Source organism: Pseudomonas sp. B33.4 (genome assembly GCF_034555375.1).
Classification (GTDB): domain Bacteria; phylum Pseudomonadota; class Gammaproteobacteria; order Pseudomonadales; family Pseudomonadaceae; genus Aquipseudomonas.
Map to the genome: position 1 here is coordinate 2,615,253 of NZ_CP140706.1, position 24,545 is coordinate 2,639,797.

Here is a 24,545-nt window from a genome sequence, read left to right on the forward strand (position 1 = left end):
TCCGAGAACATCGACATGGACGTTCGCCAGTTCGCCTTTCTTGCGCTTCAACCTTCTGTGGCCGTTAAAGACCGCGAACGTTTTTTGGGCATGCCCAAGCGCGGGCTGGCGTTTCTGCTGGCGAACGTCATGTTCTGGCAACCGATGTGGGCGCAGGCTGACGGCATCGTGGTGGCCAACCCGAATACCTCGCTGGACCGCGCCGGCAACGGCGTGCCGATCATCAACATCGCCACGCCCAATGCCAGTGGCCTGTCGCATAACCAGTTCCACGACTACAACGTCGGTGCGCAAGGGCTGATCCTCAACAATGGCTCGACGCAGAATAATCTCACCCAGTTGGGCGGCCACATCATCGATAACCCGAACCTGAAAAACAGCGGTTCGGCACAGGCGATTCTCAACGAAGTCATCAGTGGCAACCCAAGCCAGTTGCGCGGTTACACCGAAGTGGCGGGGCAGTCGGCGCGGGTGATCGTCGCCAACCCTTACGGCATTACTTGCAACGGCTGCGGTTTCATCAACTCGCCGCGCGTCACACTGACCACCGGTAAACCGGTGCTCGACAACGGTCGGCTGGATCGCTTTCAGGTCGATCAGGGCTCGGTGGCCATCGAGGGGGCAGGCCTTAACGCGACCAACGTCGATCGTTTTGAAATCATCACCCGCAGCGCGAAGATCAACGCCGAGATTCAGGCGCAGAACCTGACGATTGTGGCCGGTCGTAACGACGTCAACGCGCAAACCCTGAATGCCACGGCGCGGGCCGATGACGGCAGCAGCAAACCGCAACTGGCTATCGACTCATCTGCATTGGGCGGCATGTACGCCGGGGCGATCAAACTGGTCGGCACCGAGGCCGGGGTCGGGGTGAAGCTCGACGGCAAACTGATTGCCAGCGGCGGTGATATTCAGCTCGATGCTAACGGGCAGTTGAGCCTCGCAGAAACCTCGGCCACTGGCGCCGTCAACGTCAAGGCTGCCAGCCTCGATACCCAAAGCGCGATCTATGCAGGCACCGCGCTCAATGTGCAGACTCAAGGCAACCTGACCAACCGCCAGACCCTCGCCGCCCGCGACAGCATTAACCTCAGCGCCGGCGGGCAACTGACCAACGCCGGCACCATCGAAGCGGGCGTCAACGCCGACGGCAGTCGCAATGCCAGTGGCGATCTGAGTCTCACTGCGCAGCATCTGGACAACACCGGCAAGAGCTTGCTCGGCAGCCGTAATCTGACGGTCAACTCCGCCATCCTGAATAATCAGAACGGTACGCTCAGTGCAAAAAACATCGCCCTCACCGGTGGGTCTCTGGACAACCGCAGCGGTCAGATTCTTGGCGATCTGGGCCTGAACATCGATCTCAGCGCGGCGCTGGACAACCGTGATGGCGTGCTCGGCTCCGGGCGGGCGGTAGACCTCAAAGCCGCCAGTGTCGATAACCGCGATGCCGGCTCGGTGGTCAGCGATGGTGGTCTGACGCTGCGCGTCAGTGGCTTGCTCGACAATCGCAACAAGGGCGAGATTACCGCCAAAGGCGCGACGACCCTGACCGGCCAAAGGCTGGACAACAGCGGCGGCAATTTCAGCAGTCTCAATGGCTTGGTGATTACGCTTGATGATGCGCTGACCAATGCTGGCGGCGTCATCAGCAGTGAAGGCACGCTGACCCTCAACGCCGGGCGTATCGATAACAGCACCGGCAACCTGAGCAGTGCCGGCAAGCTCACGATCACCAGCGCGGGAGCATTGCTGAATCGGGCAGGTTCGATCAGCACCGATAGCCTATTGGCCGTCAACAGTGCAAGCCTGGACAACAGTCAAAAAGGCCTGATCATCGGTAAACAAGACAGCCGGGTCGATACCGGTCTGTTCGACAACAGCAATGGAAAACTCCTCGGGCAACAAGGTTTGACGTTGCGCGTAGCGCAAGCTTTGAACAACGTCAAAGGGGTGATTTCCGGCGCGTCCGTGGACAGCCACAGCGCCAGCTTCGACAACCATGATGGTCTGATCAGTAGTCGCGGTGTGTTGCTGCTGACCACCGACAAAACGCTGGATAACCAGCAGGGTACGGTGATTGCCGACGGCCAGCTCACGCTCGCGGCCGGTGTTCTGGACAACCGGGTCGGCAACATCGCCGGCAAGTCGGACGTCAGCGTGCAGGCACAGAACCTCAACAACCAGAAAGGCAAGTTGATCGCCACCGGCGTGCTCAAACTCAACGCCGATCAACTTGATAACCGTCAAAACGGTCTGTTGGGCTCGACCAAAGCCATGACCTTGACCGTTGGTGAACTGGACAACCGTGGCGGCGAAATCAGCACCAACAGCGATCTGCTGTTCACCGGTAAAAAACTCGACAACAGCGATGGCGGCAAGCTGTTTTCCGGCAAGGCGCTGAAGCTGACCATCGATGAAGTAATCAACCGCAACAAAGGCCTGATCGATGCGGGCACGCTCTTGACTGTGCAAGCGCGTACTCTGGCCAACAACGGCGGTGAATTGCGCAGTCAGCAAACCATGCTCCTGACCGCCGCCGACGCCTTTGATAACACCCAGGGCAAGGTCAGCAGTGAAGCGACGTTGACGGTCGACGCCGCGCAGATGAGCAACGCTCAAGGCAGTCTTTCCAGTGCCACTGATTTGAAACTGGTCAGCCGTGGCGGCGTGGATAACCAGGGCGGCAAGGTTGTTACTGATGGTGCACTCGTCATTGAAAGCGGCAGCCTCGACAACCGTCAGCAGGGCACGCTCAGCGGTAAAGGTGCAGTCACCGTTACCACCGGCGCATTCGATAACAGCAACGGCCTGCTCAGCAGTGCCGAAACCCTGAACCTCATCGCCGCTCAGGTCACCAATGCCGGTGACGGCATTATCGGTAGTCAAGGCGCTCTGACAGCTTCGGTCACAGGTCTCGATCAACAGGGCGGCAAGCTGTTCAGCAACACGCGTCTTAGCCTGGATTTGAATCACGGTCAGTTGAACAACGGCGGTTTGATCAACGCCCCCGGCGCGCTGCTGCTCAAACAACTCAACGGCGTCAACAACCAGGGCGGGACGATTTCCAGCGCAGAAGCCTTCACGCTGACCGCGCAAAGTCTGGATAACGGCAACGGCAATCTTTTGAGCAATCAGGGCCTGACTCTGCGCATTGCCGCTGCACTGGATAACGTCAAGGGCATGATCGGCGCCGCTTCCATTGATGTCCGCGCGGGAAGCGTGAACAACGGCGGTGGTGGTCTGATCAGTCGTGGCGATCTGGACATCACCGTCGACGGCCAACTGCGTAACGACGCCAGGGGGTTGATCAGCGCTGCACAAACGCTGCACATCGACAGTGCCGAGCTCAATAACCGCGACAGTGGTTTGATCAACAGCAAAGGCAACCTGACGCTGAGGGCGACCGGTCTTGACTCCAGCAACGATGGCGAAGTCTCCGCCAACGGTGACGTTGACCTGACACTGACCTCGTTGACCCAGAACGGTGGGCGACTGCTGAGTGACAAATCGCTCACCGTGGATCTGGCCAACGGCGACCTCGACAACCAGAACGGTTTGCTCACCGCGAAAGGTCCGCTGACCCTCAAGCGCCTGCGTGATCTGAATAACCAGAACGGCGAAGTCTCCAGCAACCTCGGTTTTGCCTTGATCGGCCGAGCGATGAATAACAGCGCTGGCAAAATCATCAGCGGTGAAAAGCTGCTGGTACGCGGCACCGGACTGATCAACCAGAAAGGCCTGCTGTCCGGCTGGCAAGGGCTCACGGTCAGGGGCGAAAGCCTCGATAACCGCGACAGCGGCACGCTATCCAGCAAGTACGCCGATGTCACTGTTGATCTCAAGGGGGCGCTACTCAACAGCGGTGCGGGTGCCGTGGTCGCACAGGGCAATCTGAGCGTCAATGCTGGCAGCGTCGATAACAGCGACAAGGGCAACCTCAGCAGTGGAGCAGGGCAGACCCTGACGTTGGCCGGTGCGCTTAATAACAATCAGGGCGGCCTGATTGCCAGTGGCGCAGCGCTGGATATCGTCAGCACGGCATTCAGCAATATCGGCGGTGTGATCAATGCACAGCAGCTCTTCAATGCCACGGCATCGAGCCTCGACAATCGTGGCGGACAGATCGCCAGTAACGATGCGATCACCCTCAACCTGAGCGGTGACCTGAACAACAACGCCGGTAAACTCGCTGCTGCCGGTCCGCTGCTGATCAAGGGCGTAACCGATCTGCACAATCAGAACGGCCAGCTCGCCAGCCAGAAAACCCTGGACCTGCGTACCGGCTCGCTGGATAACAGCAACAAAGGCACGCTCGCCGCCAACGACCAATTGCTGATCACCGCGACGGGCGCCGTCAGCAACCATGGCGATGGCCTCATCTACAGCAAGAATGCCGATGTGCAACTGCACGCGGCCAGGCTGCTCAACGGCAAAGGCTCGATCCAGAGCGACAGCGCGCTGACTCTGGAAATCAGCGGCGATTTCGACAACCAGAGCGGCAAAGTCATCGCCCAGACCGGTGATGTGCTGATCAAGGCAGCCAACATTGATAACCGTGGCGGTACGCTCGCCAGCATCAAGGGGGCACTGGAAGCGCGCACGGTTGGCGTTCTGCGCAATGGTTTCGACCTGAACAACAACCGTCAGGGCGGCATCATTCAGGCGCAGAGCCTGACGCTGTCGGCATTGGCTGGCTTGAACAACAACGGCGGGCGGATCTCGGCGCAAGCGGCAGACAGCAGCATCACCACGGCGGCGCTGGATAACGGCGCTGGTGTGCTTTACGCGAAAGGGCTGCTGGGTGTTACCGGCGCGAGTCTCGATAACAGTGGCGGACAGATCGCCGCCGAGCGTATCGACTTCGGCCTCAGCGGTGCGCTGCGCAATGGCGCGGGCGTCATCGAAAGCAACAGCCAACTGAGTGTCAAAGCCAGCGCGGTTGATAACCAGAACGGTCGCCTGCGCTCGCTGGGTACCTCCGGCAAGACCGTGTTTCAGCTCGGCGGCTTGCTCGACAACCGTAATGGCGTACTGGAAACCGCCAACACTGACATGACCCTGGCGGTCGGTAGCTTCCTCAACAGCGGCGGGCAGCTCAACCATGTTGGGCGCGGCAAGTTCGATATCTCCACAGCCAATGTGCTTGGTGCTGGTGGCAGCATCGTCACCGGTGGGCTGCTGGAACTCAATGCCGATACCTGGAACAACACCGGCGCGATTCAGGCCGGTCGCCTGTACGTGAACGTGCGCGAATTCAGCCAGAGCGCGAGCGGCAAACTGCTGGCTTCGGAGTCTTTGCAGGCTCGGGGCGGCAACTGGACCAACAACGGACTCATCGCCAGTGATGGCACCCTCGACATGCAGTTGGGCGGTGTTTATGCGGGCACCGGCCGCTTGACCAGCCTGCGTGGCAGCGAACTGACCGTTGCACAGATGAACATTGGTGCGGGCGGCAGTTTCGCTGCAGGCGCGACATCGACCCTCCGTGTCGGCGGGCAATTGCTCAACTCGGGACGCATTTCCTCAAGCGAAGATCTGACCGTCAACGCCGGCAGCGTTGTCAACTACGGCAGTCTGGGGGCGGCGCAGAACCTGTCCATCAACACGCCTTCATTGCTCAACGATCGCGGACTGATTTTCAGCGGCAATGACATCACGCTCAGCGTCGGCAATCTCACGAACCAGAACGGTGATTTCTACGGGCTGGGTAACGTGACCATAAAGGGTTACGGCACCGCGCAAGCCAGCCAGGTGTTGAACCTGTCGGGTTCGATGGAGAGCGGTAAAACCTTCAAGATCGACGCTGCCAACTTCGCCAACCGCACGTCCGGTGACGACGGTACCCAAAATTTCGCCCTGAATCGCAAGCTGGTTTCCGGGTTTATCGCCGTCCAGTGTGGCGATTGCTCGGGCAGCACTTACGACGTGAATTTTATTGCTCGTGAAGTCTTCGAGGGTGGTCAGGACAACGACACCACGGCTTCTTCCTTGCTGACTGCCGGTGGCGATTTCGTCTTCAACGGCGCTGAGTTCCTCAACAGCAAAAGTACGCTCAGCGCTTCCGGCAACATCACCATCAATGCCAATAACCTGAGGAACGTCGGCGCGGTCAGCGGCAGCATCGAGCGCACCCGTATCTACCGTACTGGCGCACTTTACTTAGGCTCTTTCAACGCCTTCATGCCTGAGGTGATTGGCTACAACCAGCGCAATAACCCGGACTTTCCGAACGTATATTACATCGACGGCAGCGGGAATTTTGCCCAGGGTGTCGTTTCATCGGCGAAAGGGCGGGAGCCTGGCCATGATGGCGGCACGACCTATGTCGTCGTAATCAAGGATTCGGTGACCAACCAGTCCGTCTCCTCCTTGACCCAGTCCGGATATTCGTGGGGAAACACCAGTCCTCAATCCCAATACGACCCCAACAACCTCGTGGAAATGCCCACCGGATTGCAGGGGTTCACGCTGATTGATGATAAAGAGCGTCCCTTGGACGGCGCGAACACTGCTGCCGGTCGCAATGCGGTTATCCAGGCAGGCGGCAAAGTCGCGATCACGGCCACTCGGACCATTGAAAACGCCGTTATCCATGAGGACTACGGCTCAACCGGCGGAACCAACAAAGTTGCCGACACCAAAGTCGGGAACAGTGGCACCACGGTTATCCGTATCAATAGCCAGCTGCCACCAGACCTCGCGCAGCAGCAAGTCAATCCGCTGAGCTTGCCAGGCTTCTCCCTGCCCACCGGTGAAAACGGCCTGTTTCGTTTGAGCGGGCAGGGCAGCAGCACCGCGTCGTCCGCCAACGGCCCAGCGCCGACCTGGACTGTCGGCAGTGGCGCGATCAGTGCTCAGGACCATGTGGCCGTCGCGACCACTGGCGGCCCGCGCAATCTGTTTATTGACGCGCCGGCTCAGGTCTCCGACAGCACCCGCGCAGTCGATACATTCCGTCGCACGCCGAGTGTTGGCAGCGACGCCAAAGACTCGATCGACAACCGCCCGGTGACCCGCGTCACCGGCCTGCCGGACACCAAGGCGCCGTCCAACGCGCACAAATACCTGATCGAAACCAACCCGGTACTCACCGACCTCAAGTCGTTCATGAGCTCCGACTACCTGCTGGGAAAACTCGGCTATGACCCCGACCAGAGCGCCAAACGCCTGGGCGACGGTCTCTACGAACAGCGCCTGATTCAGCAAGCCGTCACTGCGCGCACCGGTCAGGCCTTCCTCGACGGCCAGACCTCTAACGAGGGCATGTTCAAGTACCTGATGAACAACGCCATCGCCAGCAAGGACGCGCTCAACCTGTCGGTCGGTGTGGGCCTCACGTCGCAGCAAGTCGCGGCACTGACCCACGATATCGTCTGGCTCGAAGAGCATGAAGTGAATGGTGAAAAAGTGCTGGTGCCGGTGGTGTATCTGGCCCAGGCCAATGGCCGTTTGGGTCCAACCGGGGCGTTGATTGCCGGTAGTGATGTGACGCTGATTGCCGGTGAGAACCTGGACAACGTCGGGACGTTGAAGGCCACGAATAATCTGTTGGCGACGGCGGGTAAGGATCTGGTTAACAGTGGGTTGATTGAGGCAGGTAATCGTCTGGATCTATTGGCGACCAATGACATCGTCAACAAGTCTGGAGGGATTATTACAGGTCGCGATGTCAGCCTGACCACCCTCAAAGGGGACGTGCTTAACACCCGGACGATAACGACTTCTGCCAATGCCACCCGATTTGGCATCCAGATGCATGACTATGCCGATAACGCTGCAAGAATCGAAGCCTCGAATAACCTTACTGTTAAAGCTGCTCAGGACATCAACATTCTTGGTGGTGTCATGCAAAGTGGTCGCGACATGGTACTGAATGCCGCTCGAGACTTGAATATATCCTCGGTGCAAGTATCCAATAGTGTTTACCAGGACGCGAAGCACAACAGCAGCGATGTGACCCAATTGGGCGCTGAAATTGATGCTGGAGGCGATTTCAAAGCTGATGCCAAACGCGATATCAATGTCATTGCCAGTCAAATTGATGCCAAACGTGATGTGACGATGAAGGCAGTCGGCGATATCGTCATCACGTCGGCTGCGGATGAAGAACACTCACTGTCCAAAAACAAAAAGGTCACCCGTCAGGAAGATCATGTCAGCCAGGTCATGTCCGGGATTTCGGCAGGTGGCGACGTCAAGCTGGACGCAGGCAATGACCTCAGCGTGATCTCCAGTCGGGTTACCGCAGGTGACGAAGCCTATTTGGCAGCAGGCGACAAACTCGAAATACTTGCATTGCAAGACTCTGACTATTCGCTCTATGACAAGAAGAAAAAGGGTAGTTTCGGCAAGCTTCAAACCAAACGTGACGAAGTGACCAAGAATACTCATATTGGCAGCGAAATCTCGGCTGGGGGTGACCTGACCCTGAAAAGTAAGGGCGACCAGCTGTATCAAGTGGCGGAACTTGAAAGTGGCAAGAACATCATTCTGGACAGCGGTGGCTCCATTACATTTGAAGGTGTGAAAGACCTGCATCAGGAAAGCCACGAGAAAACCAACAATAACGCGGCATGGGTGTCATCGAAAGGTAAGGGTAATACCGATGAAACGCTGCGTCAGACCCATATGACGGCAGGCGGGATAATCACGATCAAAGCAGTTGAAGGACTGAAGATCGATATCAAGGACGTCAACCAGCAATCCGTTAGTCAAACCATCGACACAATGGTCAAGGCTGATCCGCAACTGGCCTGGTTGAAAGATGCTGAAACACGGGGTGACGTCGACTGGCGGCTGGTCAAAGAAATTCACGAGTCGTTCAAATACGACAATTCAGGCCTCGGTCCGGCTTCGCAAATGATCATCGCGATTGTCATGGCCGCAGTGGTTGGACCGGCGGTTCTCGGTGCCTTAAGCGGAACAGTTGGAACGGCTTGGGCAGCTGGTATTGCTGCCGTTGCTTCCGGTGCGGCAACAAATGCGTCAGTCAGCTTTATCAATAATGGTGGCAATCTTGGAGCGGTATTTGCTGACGTTACTTCCTCCGACGCTCTGCAGGGATACGTTATTTCCGGTCTCACCGCAGGGTTGACCTCTGCCTATTTGAATGACCTGACAGGCATAAAAGTCGATCCAGTTACCAACAAAGTGATATCACCGCCATTGACCACTTGGACGGGTGTGGGGCAATTCGCTGGAAGTCAAGTATTGCAGGGCGGTACGTCTGCACTGATAACCAAGGCTCTGGGTGGCGATGCAAATGTCAGCGATGTACTGAAAACTGCGTTGTTCAATACATTGGCGGCAGTCAGTTTCAATCTTGTAGGTGATCTCACCAAGGATGTCATCGATGACGGATCTGCGACAAAGGTTGTCATTCACGCAATGGTAGGAGGGCTCCTTGCCGAGGCGACCGGAGGTGATTTTGCGACAGGTGCGCTTGCCGCCGGTGCAAACGAAGCATTGATTGGTTACCTGGATAATCTGGTTAAAGGCGATCCGAATCTCCTGACGATGAGTTCTCAAATTATTGGAGTCCTGGCCGGCTCGGTTCAAGAAAATGTCACTGCAAACACATTGGCGAATGCCGCGTGGGTCACAAAGTTTGCTACGCAGTTCAACCGTCAATTACACAAGGAAGACAAGGACCTTGCCGCACAATTGGCCGCGCGTAGTGGTGGCAAATACACGGTTGAGCAGATTGAAGCACAACTGAGATTGTCCTCTGTCAATGGCACCAATATCACGGCCGCAACAGACATAGTCGTGCCAAGCGGCGGGATCTACGATACCGGTGGCAATTGGATTGATTTGGGCAATGGCATGTATTTGCAGAACTTTGCACCTGCTGATAAAGACATTATTGCCTTTATCAAAGAAAGTACTGGTGCGTACAGTTGGGCACTGACGGCCGAGACAGGATTCGGCTCTTTGAACGACAAGCATGATTGGACGAAGACGCCTAACGGACCGGGTAAAAGAGATCCATTGACAGGTTACCCAATGGATGAAAAAGGCGGATATAGAGTACCTATTGTAATAGACGGCAACGCCTACACCCCGCGCTATTATTCCTGTGCAAGTACCGATTGCCTTACGGCGGGGGCGAACCTCGACTTTGGAGATGCAGCAACCCTTCAGTGGATACGCGCCGCCAATATCGACGCATTGAGCAATGCCGGCTGGTTCATGGGCGCTGCGTCAGTCCCAGCGGCAGGTTTGACGGCCACGCTGCTGTCTAACGGATCGACCCTGGTAGGATTGTTATCAGGCTATTTAAAGGGGCCAGAGGATTTTAATAAGTCGTTGACTAGTGCCGGGTTGAGTGCCGGTTTCGAAAAATTTGCTGTCGCCAGTGGTTTATCGAAAGAGGTAGCCAGCAAGGCATCGAATACTATTGGTATGACCGGTGCGTGGGACAGGCTTGCAGACAAGACGCTCGGCTTTTTTAAGGACTAGTGAATGTTGAGTGAACTAAAACGCTACAAACACGCAATTGGCCTGACATTATTGGTGGTTGCATTGGTTGCTGGCTTTTTACGGTTCAATGGGGACCGGGAGCGTTTCTTTGCGATGGTCTTGGGGCAGATATGGTTTGGTCAAGCGGTCTACAATTACTTACGCGATGGTTGGGTAACTATTGGACCGGGAGGAATGGCTCCCGAAGATAATCCAATGCACCGCGCGGTGTTGGCGGGAGTAGCGATGTTTTTATATGTGCTTGTTTTTTTTCTCTTCTAAAGACAAAGCGGATAGGTGGTTTGTCCCTGAGGGATCCCCACAAATCTACTCCAGGCTCTGCGCCTGATGATGCACCTCATCACGCAGAGCTTTCTCCAATGTTTCCCGGTCTCCGCTGCCTCCGAACTCTGTGCATCTACGCCAATACTCGAGGCCCAGTCGCCACAAGGAAAAAAATGGTGACAGACCACGTTTAAAAATGTGGCCTGTCCCCATTTCTCCAAAATTTATTGAGCCGAATGCAACGTTCGGCTGGCAGCCAATTGGGCTCAGGCATCGTGAAGCACGAGTCTCATCCATTAATTGACGCCAGAATTATGCCGCTCTACAATAGTGCCACTATATTGATATCACCGCTTCGTCGCGCCTAGCCTGCCTGCCGTCGACGTGACATTCGCTTATTTCCTCAACGATCGCATCCGCTGACATCGTCTGCCTTGCCGGTCGGTTTTTGCGTGGATTTCCTCCCCCGACCGTTGCCCGCCCCGAGATTCTGATATGGACGTCCTTCAACTGGCTCTTCTGGCCAGTCAGCCTTCTGCTGCCGAAAAAAACCACGAACGTTTCCTCGGCATGCCTAAACGCGGACTCGCGTTCCTGCTGGCGAACGTCATGTTCTGGCAACCGATGTGGGCGCAGGCCGACGGTATTGTGGTGGCCAACCCCAATACCTCGCTGGATCGCGCCGGCAATGGTGTGCCGATCATCAACATCGCCACGCCCAATGCCAGCGGCCTGTCGCATAACCAGTTCCACGATTACAACGTCGGCGCGCAAGGACTGATCCTCAACAACGGCTCAACACAGAATACGGTTACGCAACTGGGGGGGCACATCGTCGACAACCCGAACCTGAAAAACAGCGGTTCGGCGCAGGCGATTCTCAACGAAGTCATCAGCGGCAACCCGAGCCAGCTACGCGGTTACACCGAAGTGGCGGGGCAGTCGGCGCGGGTCATTGTCGCCAACCCTTACGGCATCACCTGCAACGGTTGCGGGTTCATCAATTCGCCGCGCGTCACACTGACCACCGGCAAACCGGTGCTCGATAACGGCCGACTGGATCGCTTTCAGGTTGATCAGGGGGCGGTGGCGATCGAGGGCGCGGGCCTTAACGCGACCAACGTCGACCGTTTCGAAATCATCACCCGCAGCGCGAAGATCAACGCCGAGATTCAGGCGCAGAACCTGACGATCGTCGCCGGGCGCAACGACGTCAACGCACAAACCCTGAATGCCACGGCGCGGGCCGATGACGGTAGCGCCAAACCGCAACTGGCTATCGACTCATCTGCATTGGGCGGCATGTACGCCGGGGCGATCAAACTGGTCGGCACCGAGGCCGGGGTCGGGGTGAAGCTCGACGGCAAACTGATTGCGAGCGGCGGCGACATCCAGCTCGACGCCAACGGCCAGTTGAGCCTCGCAGAAACCTCGGCCACTGGCGCCGTCAACGTCAAGGCTGCCAGTCTCGATACCCAAAGCGCGATCTATGCAGGCACCGCGCTCAATGTGCAGACCCAGGGCAACCTGACCAACCGCAAGACCCTCGCGGCTCGCGACAGCATCAGCCTCAGCGCGGGCGGCCAACTGACCAACGCCGGCGCCATCGATGCTGGCGTTAACGCCGATGGCAGCCGCAATACCAGCGGCGACCTGAGCCTCACGGCACAGAACCTCGACAACACCGGCAAAAGCCTCACCGCCAGCCGCAATCTGACCGTCAACACCGCGCAAACCCTGAACAATCAGGGCGGCACGCTCAGCGGTCAGAACATCGCCATCACCGGCGGCATGCTCGATAACCGCAGCGGGCAGATTCTCGGTGACCTGGGCCTGAATATCGATCTCGGCGGTGCGCTGGACAACCGCGACGGCGTACTCGGTTCGGGGCGTTCGCTGGCTCTGAAAGCTGCCAGCCTGGACAACCGTGAAGCCGGTGCGCTGGTCAGCGATGGCAACCTGACTGCGCGCATCAGTGGCACGCTCGACAACCGCAACAAAGGCGATATCTCGGCCAAAGGCGCCATCGATCTGCAGGCCGGCACGCTGCTCAACAGCGACGGTAAAGTCATTGGCAAAAGCACCCTGGCCCTGCGCGGCGAATTGGCTGACAACCGGGGCGGGGTGATTCAGGCCGACCAGCAGTTGACCCTGAATATCGCGCAACTGGATAACCGCGAAAAAGGCGTGATCAGCAGCAAGCAAGGCCTGACCTATGTTGGTACTCGTCTGGATAACAGCGGCGGCCTGGTCAGTGCAGTCGGCCCGGTCAACCTTACGGCTGCGGATATTCAAAACGCGGCCGGACGGATTTCCAGTCAGGGCGACCTGTTGGCAACCATCGGCCTGCTGCAACAACAGGCCGGCGCACTGGTTGCCCAAGGCAATCTGAGCCTGACTGGCAAGACCCTCGACAACCGCAACGGCGGGCTGGTCGGCACGACAAAAGCGCTGACACTCTCTGTAGACGATGTCGACAATCGCAGCGGCGAAATCTCCAGCAGCCTGCTGATGAACGTCAAAGGCCTGCGTCTGGATAACAGTGATAGCGGCAAAATCCTCACCGGCAGCGATCTTGGTCTGAGCGTCGCCCAACTGATCAATCAGAGCAAAGGTCTGATCGCCGCTACCAAAGGCGCGGTAACGGTTACCGGCACTACGCTGGACAACAGCGGTGGTAATCTCAGCAGCCTCAACGGTCTGGTGATTACCCTCGATGATGCGCTGACCAATTCGCTCGGCGCGATCAGCAGCGACGGCACACTGACTGTCAACGCCGCACGCATCGACAACAGCAACGGCAGCCTCGGCAGTGCCGGCAACCTGAAACTGACCAGCACTGGCGTGTTGCTCAATCAGGCCGGTTCGATCAACGGCGACAGCCTACTGACCGTCAACAGCGGCAGCCTTGATAACAGTCGCAAAGGCGTGATCTTCGGCCAAGGTTCCAGCCGGGTCGAAACCGGCGGATTCGACAACAGCCAGGGTGGCAAACTCACCAGCGGTGCGGCGCTGACGCTCAAGGCAGAGCAGGTCAACAACGCCACGGGCCGCATCGCCAGCCAGCAGGCGCTGAATGTTTCGCTCACCGGGCTGGATCAACAGGGCGGTGAGCTGTTCAGCAAAACTGATCTGACCCTCGATCTGAACAATGGCCAGTTGAACAACCAGAACGGGTTGATCAATGCCCCCGGCACGCTGCTGCTGAAAAACCTCAACGGCGTGAGCAACCAGGGCGGGGAAATTTCCAGCCAGCAAGCCTTCACGCTCGCCGCGCACGACCTCGACAACAGCAACGGCAAACTGCTCAGCCAGCAGGGCCTGACGTTGCGCATTGCGGCGGCATTGAACAACCTCAAAGGCGTCATCTCCGCCGCTTCGCTGGACAGCCACAGCGCCAGTCTCGACAACCACGAAGGCCTGATCAGCAGTCGCGGCGAGTTGTTGCTCGCCACCGACAAGACCCTGGATAACCAACTCGGCACCGTCATCGCTGACGGCCAATTGACCCTCACGGCTGACGAAGTGGACAACCGTGAAGGCAATATCGCCGGCAAAGCGGATGCCAGCGTGCAGGCAAAAACCGTCAACAACCGCAAAGGTCAGTTGATTGCCACCGGCGTCCTCAAACTAGAGGCCGATCAACTCGATAACCGGCAGAACGGTCTGCTGGGGTCGAGCCAAGACATGATCCTGACCGTCGCTGACCTCGACAACCGTGGCGGCGAGATCAGCAGCAAAGACGATTTGCGCGTTACCGGTAAAAAACTCGATAACAGCGACGGCGGCAAAATCTTCGCCGGCAAGGCGCTGACCCTGACCGTCGACGAAGTGCTCAACCGCACCAAAGGTCTGATCGATGCCGGCTCGCAGTTCAACCTGCAGGGTCGCTCGCTGGTGAACGACGGCGGCGAATTGCTCAGTCAGCAAGGCATGTTGTTGAACCTCACCGGCGCCATTGATAACACCTCGGGCAAGGTCAGCAGCGAAGGCACGCTGACGGTCAACACTGCGCAATTGACCAATCTCGGTGGCAGCCTGTCCAGCGCGGCGGATCTGAAGCTGGACAGCAGCGGCAGCGTCGACAACCAAGGCGGGCAAGTGGTTACCGATGGCGCGCTCGTCCTCGACAGTGCCAGCCTCGACAACCGTCAAAAGGGCATGCTCAGCGGTAAAGGCGCGGTCACCGTGGCCACCGGCGCCTTCGATAACAGCAACGGTCAATTGAGCAGCGCCGACACCCTCAACCTCACTGCCGGCCAGGTCACCAACGGTGGCGACGGCAGTATCGGCAGTCAAAACGCGCTGACGGCTTCGGTCAGCGGGTTTGATCAACAGGGTGGCAAGCTGTTCAGCAACACGCAACTGAGCCTGGACCTGAACCACGGCCAGTTGAACAACGTCGGGGGGGTGATCAACGCCCCGGGCATGCTCCTGCTCAAGCAACTCCACGGCGTCAACAACCAGGGCGGCACGATTTCCAGCGCCGAGGCGTTCACCCTGACGGCGCAAAGCCTCGACAACAGCAACGGCAAACTCCTGAGCAATCAGGGCCTGACCCTGCGCATCGCGGCCGCACTGGACAATGTCAAAGGCATTATCGGCGCAGCCGCCATCGACGCCCGCGCCGCGAGCCTGAACAACAGCGGCGGCAACCTGGTCAGCCGTGGCGATTTCGACCTGACTGTGGACGGTCTGCTGCGCAATGACACCAAAGGCTTGATCAGCGCGGCGCAATCTCTGGAGATCACCAGTGCCGAGTTGAACAACCGCGACAGCGGTTTGATCAACAGCCAAGGCAACCTGACGCTGACCGCCACCGGACTGGACTCCAGCGACGGCGGCGAAGTCTCCGCCAGCGGCGACATCGACCTGAAGCTGGCGTCCTTGACCCAGAATGGCGGACGCCTGGTGGGTGACAAAGCCGTCACCCTCGATCTGGCCAATGGCGATCTCGACAACCAGCGCGGCGTGCTCACGGCGCAAGGGCCATTGACGCTCACACGTCTGCGCGACGTGAACAACCAGGGCGGTGAGATTTCCAGCAACCTCGGTTTCGATCTGATTGCTCAAGCGGTGAACAACGGCGCCGGCAAAATCATCAGCGGTGAAAAACTGCTTTTGCGTGGCACCGATCTGATCAACCAGAAAGGCCTGATCTCCGGTTGGCAAGGACTCACCGTCAACGCCGACAACCTGGACAACCGCAACGGTGGCACGCTCTCCAGCAAGTTCGCCGATGTCTCGGTCGACCTCAAGGACGCGCTGCTCAACAGTGACGCCGGGGCTGTAGTTGCTCAAGGCAATCTGGTCGTCAAGGCAGGCAGTCTCGACAACAGCAACAAGGGCAATCTGAGCAGTGGCGCAGGGCAAATCCTGACGCTGGGCGGCGCACTCGATAACAGCCAAGGCCTGATTTTCAGTGGCGCGGCACTGGATGTCGTCAGCACAGCGTTCACCAATGCTGGCGGCTCAATCAATGCCGAACAGGCGTTCACGGCCGCGGCCACACGTCTGGACAACAACGGCGGCCAGATCGCCAGCAACGCTGCGCTTACCCTCATCCTGAGCGGCGAGCTGAACAACAACGCCGGCAAACTGGCGAGCAGCGGCGCGATGCTGATCAAAGGCGTGACCGATCTGCGCAACCAGAACGGCCAGATCGCCAGCCAGAAAACACTGGAGGCGCGCACCGCTTCTCTGGACAACAGCAACAAGGGCACCGTCGCGGCGAACGACCAGTTGCAGATCACCGCAACGGGCGCCTTCAACAACAGCGCCGACGGTCTGATCTACAGCCAGAAGGCAGGCGTGCAACTGAACGCAGCCAGCCTGCGCAACGGTAAAGGTTCGATCCAGAGCGAAGGCGCGCTGACCCTCGAAGTCAGCGGTGACTTCGACAACCAGAGTGGCAAGGTCATCGCGCAAAGCGGCAATGTCTTGGTCACAGCGGCCAACATCGATAACCGTGGCGGCACGCTGTCCAGTATCAAAGGCGCACTGGAAGCACGCACCGTTGGCGTGCTGCGCAACGGCTTCGACCTGAACAACAATCGCCAGGGCGGCATCATTCAGGCGCAGAGCCTGACGCTTACTGCATTGGCTGGCCTCAACAACAACGGCGGGCGCATTTCCGCGCAGTCGGCCGACAGCAGCATTACCACGGCGGCACTGGATAACAGCAGTGGTGTGCTGTATTCGAAAGGGTTGCTGAGCGTCACCGGTTCAAGTCTGGAAAACGCCGGCGGGCAGATCGCTGCCAACCGCATCGATTTCGGTCTCAGCGGCGCGTTGCGTAACGGCACGGGTGTCATCGAAAGCGATACCCAACTGAGCGTAAAAGCGGCGAGCGTCGACAACCAGAACGGTCGTCTGCGTTCGCTGGGCAACACCGGCAAGACCTTGTTCCAGATCGGCGGCTTGCTCGACAACCGCAACGGCGTGCTGGAAACCGCCAATACCGACATGACCCTGGCCGTCGGCGGCTTCCTCAACGCTGGCGGGCAACTCAACCACGTCGGGCGCGGCAAGTTCGAGATTTCCACCACCAATGTCATCGGCGCTGGCGGCAGCATCGTCACCGGCGGGCTGCTGGAACTCAACGCCGACAGCTGGAGCAACTCCAACGTCATTCAGGCCGGTCGCCTGAACGTCAACGTCGGCCAATTCAGTCAGACCGCCAGCGGCAAATTGCTGGCTTCCGATTCCCTGCAGATCCGTGGCGGCAACTGGAGCAACGATGGCTTGATCGCCAGTGATGGCATCCTCGATATGCAAATCGGCGGAACCTATGCCGGCAGCGGCCGCTTGACCAGTCAGCGTGGGGCTTACTTCTCCGCCGCGCAGATGAACGTCGCGGCGGGCGGCAGTTTCGCGGTAGGTGCAACGTCGACCGTCAATATCGGCGGGCAGCTCAGCAACGCCGGACGCATGACCTCTAGCGAAGACCTGACGATCAACGCGGGCAGCGTTGTCAACAATGGCACCCTGGGCGCGGCGCAGAACCTCATCATCAACACGCCTTCGTTGCTCAACGATCGCGGGCTGATTTTCAGCGGCAACAACATGACCCTCGGCGTCAGCACGCTGACCAACCAGCACGGTGATTTCTACGGTCTGGGCGATGTGGTGATCGGCGGGTATGGCGGCGCGGCACGGGCAGCGGGGGTGTACAACATTTCCGGTTCGATGGAGAGCGGGCGCGGGTTTACGATCAACTCAGATGTATTCGAAAACCGTACCGAGGGGCCGACGGCATCAGTTGAACGCAAGCTCATTTCCGGGTTCATCGCAGCAACGTGCGGTGACTGCGTTGGCGGCACCTTTAACAACTACCTCGCCAGCCGCGAGACCTACCAATTCTTCGATACTGATACCAGCGCCTCGGCGATGTTCAACGTCGGCAAGGATTTCACGTTTACCGGCGGCACATTCCTTAACAGTAAAAGCACGGTAGCGGCGGGTGGCAACATCACCATCACCGCCGATAGCCTGAAGAATGTCGGCGCCAAGAGCGGGACCGTTGAAGTCACGCGCCAGTACAACTTCGAGATGGGCACAGGCACCACGGCGCAATTCATGGCCAACGTGATCATGCCGTACAACCAGCGCAACAACCCTGACTTCCCTTTTGTGTATTACGTCATCGCGCCGGAAGGCCTGATCCGTAAAGCGATCGCCAAAACCGTGGGCAATGGCATCGTCATCGTCGACGCCGAGACGGGCGAAAACGTCGGTAGTCGCAAATATGGCCGGGCAATGTCCGGATATACCGCTGGCTTTGAAACCTCAACGCCATCGATGTATGACCCGAATAATCTGTTGGCATTACCGAGCGAACTGGCGCCTTACCAGAGTCGCGTTGCATCCGAAAACCCGGTTAACAGCACAGGTGCTGCTGATGTCACGAACTCTCGCAACGCAGTGATTCAGGCTGTCGGCAACGTTTCGATCACCGCCACACGGGAAGCTGAAAACAGCGTTATCCATCAGGACTACAGCTCAACCGGCGGTACCAACAAAGTTGCTGATACCTCGGTCGGAAACAGCGGCACCGTCGTTGTGCGTATCAACAGCCAACTGCCGCCGGACCTTGCCCAACAGCAAGTCAACCCGCTGAGCCTGCCTGGTTTCTCTCTGCCGACGGGCGAGAACGGTTTGTTCCGTCTGAGCGGGCAGGGCAGCAGTGGCGCCACTGCCGGCAACACCGGGCCAGCGCCGACGTGGACGGTCGGCAGCGAGTCGGTGAACGCCCAGGATCATATGGTCGCCGCCAGCAGCGGCGGGCCGCGCAACCTGTTCATCGATGCACCTGCGCCGGTGTCCGACAGCACCCGCGCCGTGGATACATTCCACCGTACGCCAAGTATGGTTCAGGCAGTCGCCAGTACCGTCGATGTAAAAGTGCCGGAGAATTCTGCAGGCACGGGCAGGCCCAACCGCGGTAACGACATGAAGGAGTCGATCGACACCCGTCCGGTCACGCGTGTCACTGGCCTGCCAGACACCACGGCGACCTCGAACCCGCACAAATACCTGATCGAAACCAACCCGGTACTCACCGACCTCAAGTCGTTCATGAGCTCCGATTACCTGCTGGAAAAACTCGGCTACAACCCTGACCAGAGCGCCAAACGCCTGGGCGATGGCCTCTATGAACAGCGTCTGATCCAGCAAGCCGTGACCGCCCGCACCGGCCAGGCTTTCCTCGACGGCCAGACCTCCAACGAGGGCATGTTCAAGTACCTGATGAACAACGCCATCGCCAGCAAGGACGCGCTCAACCTGTCGGTCGGCGTCGGCCTCACGTCGCAGCAAGTCGCGGCGCTGACGCACGATATTGTCTGGCTCGAAGAGCACGAAGTGAATGGCGAAAAAGTGCTGGTGCCGGTGGTGTATCTGGCGCAAGCCAGCGGCCGTCTCGGCCCGACTGGAGCATTGATCGCTGGTAACGATGTGACGCTGATCGCCGGTGAAAACCTCGATAACGTCGGCACGCTTAAAGCCACCAATAACCTCTCCGCCACGGCGGGCAAGGACCTGGTCAACAGTGGCTCGATCGAGGCGGGTAATCGTCTGGATCTGTTGGCGACCAACAACATCGTCAACAAGGCCGGCGGCATCATCGCCGGACGCGATGTCAGCCTGACCACGCGCACGGGTGATGTGATCAACGAGCGGACCCTTACCTCGTCCGACAACAGCACTCGATATGCCAAGCAACATAATGACTACGCCGATAACGCAGCCCGCATCGAAGCCGCCAATGACCTGACCGTCAAAGCGGCGCAAGACATCAATATCGTCGGCGGCGTCATGCAAAGCGGCCGCGACATGACAATGAACGCGGGCCGCGACGTCAACGTGTCGTCCGTGCAAGTCACCAACAGCGTGTACATGGACGCGAAGCACAACCGCAGCGACATCACTCAGTTGGGCGCCGACATCGATGCCGGGCGTGACTTCAAGGCCGACGCCAAGCGCGATATCAATATCATTGCCAGTGAAATCGATGCCAAGCGTGATGTGGCGATGTCGGCGGCTGAGAACATGCTGATCAGCTCGGCGGCGGACGAACAACACTCGCTGTCCAAAAGCAAGAAAGTCACCCGTCAGGAAGACCATGTCAGTCAGGTCATGTCCGGCATTACCGCGGGTGGTGACGTGTCGCTGGCGGCAGGGCAAAACCTCGCCGTGGTGTCCAGTCGTGTCACTGCTGGCGATGAAGCCTACCTGGTCGCGGGTGATCGTCTGGATATCCTTGCTGCGCAGGATACCGATTACTCGCTGTATGACATGAAGAAGAAAGGTAGCTTCGGCAAAAAGAAAACCAAGCATGACGAAGTCACTGATGTGAAGAACATCAGCAGCGAAATCACCTCCGGCGGCAGCATGCTGCTCGCCAGTGGCGGCGATCAGCATTATCAGGCGGCCAAACTGGATAGCGGAAACGACCTGGTTATCAGCAGTGGCGGAGCCGTCACGTTCGAGGGCGTGAAAGACCTGCATCAAGAGAGCCACACAAAAAGCAATACCAGCCTCGCCTGGAACTCGATGTCGGGCAAAGGCAAAACCGACGAGACTTTGCGCCAAAGTCAGCTAATTGCCAAAGGGCAATTGGTGATCAACGCGGTTGATGGCCTGAACATCGACATCAAACAGATCAACCAGAAAACGATCAGCCAGACCATCGATGTAATGGTGAAGGCAGATCCACAACTGGCGTGGCTGAAAGAAGCCGAGAAGCGCGGTGACGTCGACTGGAAACTGATCAAGGAAACCCACGACTCGTTCAAATACAGCAGCTCAAGCCTTGGTCAGGGCGCGATGTTGGTGATCATTATTATCGTCACCGTGCTGACGGCAGGTGCTGCCAGTACAGCGGTTGCGTCTGCCAGTACGGCAATGGGGGCGAGCGCTAGCGGCACTATGGCGGCGGCATCGGCGGCCACTGCAGCAACGGCAACCTCGGCCGCTACTGCTGCCACTGCGGCAGGGTTGGGGAACGTGATGGCCTCAGCCGTGCTGACCACCATGGCCAGCACCGCGGCCGTTAGCACGATCAATAACAAAGGCAATCTAGGGGCTGTAGTTAAGGAAACCTTTAGTAAGGACAATCTGAAAAGTGCAGCGATTTCGGGTCTCACAGCTGGCGTTACAAAGGGTGTGATCGATCCACAACTCGGCGGCCACACGGTGCCGTTCAACAACCTTACAAAAGGATTTGACCTAAATACTCTTCAAGGTATCGGTGGTTTCGCGGTTCATGCGGGTGCTCAGGGGATCGCTGGCGGGGCCATAAAAACCGTGATTGGTGGGGGCAGTTACAGCGATAACTTGAAGGAAGGGCTGGTTTCGCAGGCCGGCAATGTGGCCGCTGCCACCGCGTTCAACTTTGTCGGGGGCTATTCCCACAATCACTGGCAGGCAGCAAAGGATGCGGGTGATACAACCGGTATGGCGATGTGGGCCGAGGGGGGCGTGGCTCGCACTGCGATGCATGCGTTGATGGGGGGCGCGATCTCCAGTGCAACCGGTGGCGATTTCAAAACCGGCGCGGTGGCTGCAGGCGCCAGCCAGGCAATGGCCAGCGTACTCAACTCCACGTTCGACACCCAACCTGAGCTACGCCAGGCATTTTCCCAGATTGTCGGTTTGACCGCCGCTGGACTGGCCGGCGGAGATGTCAACAAGGCATCGTGGGTCGCTTTGATGGCTGACGAATACAACCGTCAGCTTCATCAAAAAGAAACGTTGGCATTGGAAAAACTGCAGAAAGAGAACCCTGATAAAGCTTATCAACTCAAGGCGGCGGCCTGTGCCTTGGTTCATTGCAGTGCTTCGGTTCCGCCCGATGATCCGCAGTATGAAACCATCAAAGCATTGGAAACTGATGGTAAAGGTTTCAAAGATGCTCAGGGTGCGCTGTTCGCTACGGGAGCCTTTGACGAGTATTCGAAATGGGATCAGGTCAACGACGACTTGTTGCTCAACGACAAAAATCTCAGGCAATCGGCAAATGCCAGTCGAGCGGTACTGGGTGCTATAGGGGCTGCCGCAGGATTTGGCGGCGCGATAGTGTCCAGCCCGGCGTGTGTAACCGCCGTTGGTTGCGCGATTCCGGCGTTGTCCGGGCTGGGAGGCGTTGCATCGTTCGCTGATGGATGGCAAGCCACCGGGGAGTTGTTTGCGCCATATGAATACAGCCAGGGAAGCAAAGTACTCGACTCTTTCAGCAGCGCGACCTACCCGGGTGACGTGAATCCGCTTCGAGATTACGGAACGGAAGCTGCAAAGGCTGCAATGGAAATAGCGCTGCTCAAGGGCGCCGGAAAATACCTGGAGGGAAGTGGGGAGCTTCTGTTGACTTCAGGTGGCAAGAAGGGAGGGAGTCTCCCAGGCAGCACCTCGGCAGTCGATAAAGTTGAATTCAATGCGACTCGCGATGCAGAAGGTTTTGGGTTGTCTGCCCAGCGTGACTTTGTCCCGGGGAAAGAGCATCGTGCGGAAAATATCAACGCTGGACAGGTAACGGATCGTGATGGTCTTCCGCGTGTGGATGACGAGAAAACGGCAAACGATCTGCTATTGACTGAGCAGGCGGGAGGGGTAAAACCTCCTTATTGGGGTACACAACGTCCAGCTTGGAAGGAGGGGACGATCGTGAGAGATAAGGTAGTGGATCAACCGCGCACTATGACGATGACTATAAATGAAGATCAGTATGCGAAAATGCTAGAAAGTGAGGCGTTTGGCAGGAATCCGGTCACCTCTCTAGGCGGATGGGCCACGGATACGCCTATAAATTCTGTAGCAGACGTTAGAAATAAACTCGCGGTGTCCGAGGAGTTCAAAGAAGGTCCATTGTATCAAGTTACATTTACTGTTAAGCCAGGACCAGGAATTCGTGAGGGAACAGTCGGCGATATGTGGGATGCGACCAATGGTGTTCGATTGCCTGGTGGCGGGCATCAGGTGAATTTTATGGATAAGTCACCTCGAACTAATCCTGAGTTATACCAAGTTGATATGGGGTCAGTGAGGGCGTTGCAATGAAACAACTAATTAAAGAGGTTAGAACGATTTGGGAGTTCGAGGGTGGGGCGGGCTTTGAACAATTTGTCCGCTGGGATGGAGCGCGAACCAGCTTTGATGAAATTAAAAAAAGTATGGCGAATACGAAAAATCTTGCGCTTAAAGGCTTTAAGCGCTTATTGATTCTGGATGATGACGTCGAAATTAGCATCCCAGTGGAGGAGATTCCTCATATTCTTTCAGATAGGACTGGCGTACTGGTGATTTTTGAAGATAAACCAGCAAAACTCAGCTGCTCCATTGCTCCTTGGTTTTTTGAGTGTCCTAATAATGCAGCTATCTATAATGCTGACGGTTCATTGCGATTCCAACTACAAAGTCCGTATGGAATAGGTAGTTATATTGGTGCGGTACACCACTCCGCATCGCAAAATTATCCTGAATCTTTAGGTGTCTTGGTCGGTTCGTTAGGACAACAGCCAGAATGGCTTTGTTCGATTGATCCCAATAGTCCGAAACTGATACCTACGGGGAAGTGGGTTCGCTATTAGTCAATGAGTTGGTTCCATTGATTTAGCAAGTGTCCGATAAATGGAGCCTGTGTCATAGGGATAAACGTAGATAGCACTCTGAAAACGTGGTCGGTCCCCTTTTTACGGAAAATATCAACGCTGGACAGGTATCGGATCGTGATGGTCTTCCGCGTGTTGATGGTGAGAAAACGGCGAATGACCGGCTCCTGAAAGAACAGTCAGGTGGAATAGATGCTCCATACTGGGGAACACAGCGTCCGGCTTGGAAGGAGGGGACAAGGGTGACGGATAGAGATAAATGGGGACAGACCACGTTAGATAAATGGGGACAGACCACGTTTAGAAAAAATTCCGAAAACGTGATCTGTCCCCGTTTTGCTGCCGCTCACTCATCGAGGCCCTGCCTAAAAATGAAACTATTTATAAAAAATACTACCCTCAACCGACAATGCTACCGACACGCGATATCTTCAGCGATAGACGATCTCATTTCACAATCGTATCGCTAGACGAAAGAAGCTTTCGCGCCAACCTTTATATGCGCTTATCGGTTCAAATGTCGACGGCAAACCTTAATGAAGAACAGCTCAGGTATCTCAACAAAGCCGCCGAGAATGGATGCGCCGAAGCAATTATGTGGCTAAACGCTAAAACCGGTAATTCGTTGGGTGGGTAATAGATGAACAGGTGTCGGCGCAGATGTTCGTTTGGTGTCTGGGGTAAACGGGG

4 protein-coding genes are annotated in these 24,545 nt (G+C 57.4%); all 4 read left to right on the plus strand.

Annotation, left to right across the window (positions count from 1 at the left end; genetic code table 11):
• Positions 1–15: 15 nt before the first annotated feature.
• The 4 genes from U6037_RS11655 to U6037_RS11670 all read left to right on the plus strand — a co-directional run bounded on the left by U6037_RS11655 (position 16) and on the right by U6037_RS11670 (position 23,834).
• Entirely contained in the window at positions 16–10,464 is a 10,449-nt protein-coding gene (locus U6037_RS11655; RefSeq protein ID WP_322846851.1) for a filamentous hemagglutinin N-terminal domain-containing protein, read from the plus strand.
• A gap of 3 nt (positions 10,465–10,467) precedes the next feature.
• Complete coding sequence (locus tag U6037_RS11660) at positions 10,468–10,746, plus strand: hypothetical protein (RefSeq protein WP_222833117.1); 279 nt, start codon at positions 10,468–10,470, stop codon at positions 10,744–10,746.
• Between the two features lie 498 nt (positions 10,747–11,244).
• Positions 11,245–23,304, plus strand: coding sequence for a filamentous hemagglutinin N-terminal domain-containing protein (locus U6037_RS11665; RefSeq protein WP_322846852.1), 12,060 nt, complete (start codon positions 11,245–11,247; stop codon positions 23,302–23,304).
• Positions 23,301–23,834 (plus strand): hypothetical protein, encoded by a 534-nt coding sequence (locus tag U6037_RS11670; RefSeq protein WP_322846853.1) that lies wholly within the window; start codon positions 23,301–23,303, stop codon positions 23,832–23,834. Before U6037_RS11665 ends, U6037_RS11670 begins: the two co-directional genes overlap by 4 nt.
• Positions 23,835–24,545: the final 711 nt, after the last annotated feature.

Bases quoted from the DNA above. Each gene is read 5' to 3' on its own strand.
- U6037_RS11655 (WP_322846851.1), top strand. From the start codon at position 16: ATGGACGTTCGCCAGTTCGCCTTTCTTGCGCTTCAACCTTCTGTGGCC.
- U6037_RS11660 (WP_222833117.1), top strand. From the start codon at position 10,468: ATGTTGAGTGAACTAAAACGCTACAAACACGCAATTGGCCTGACATTA.
- U6037_RS11665 (WP_322846852.1), top strand. From the start codon at position 11,245: ATGGACGTCCTTCAACTGGCTCTTCTGGCCAGTCAGCCTTCTGCTGCC.
- U6037_RS11670 (WP_322846853.1), top strand. From the start codon at position 23,301: ATGAAACAACTAATTAAAGAGGTTAGAACGATTTGGGAGTTCGAGGGT.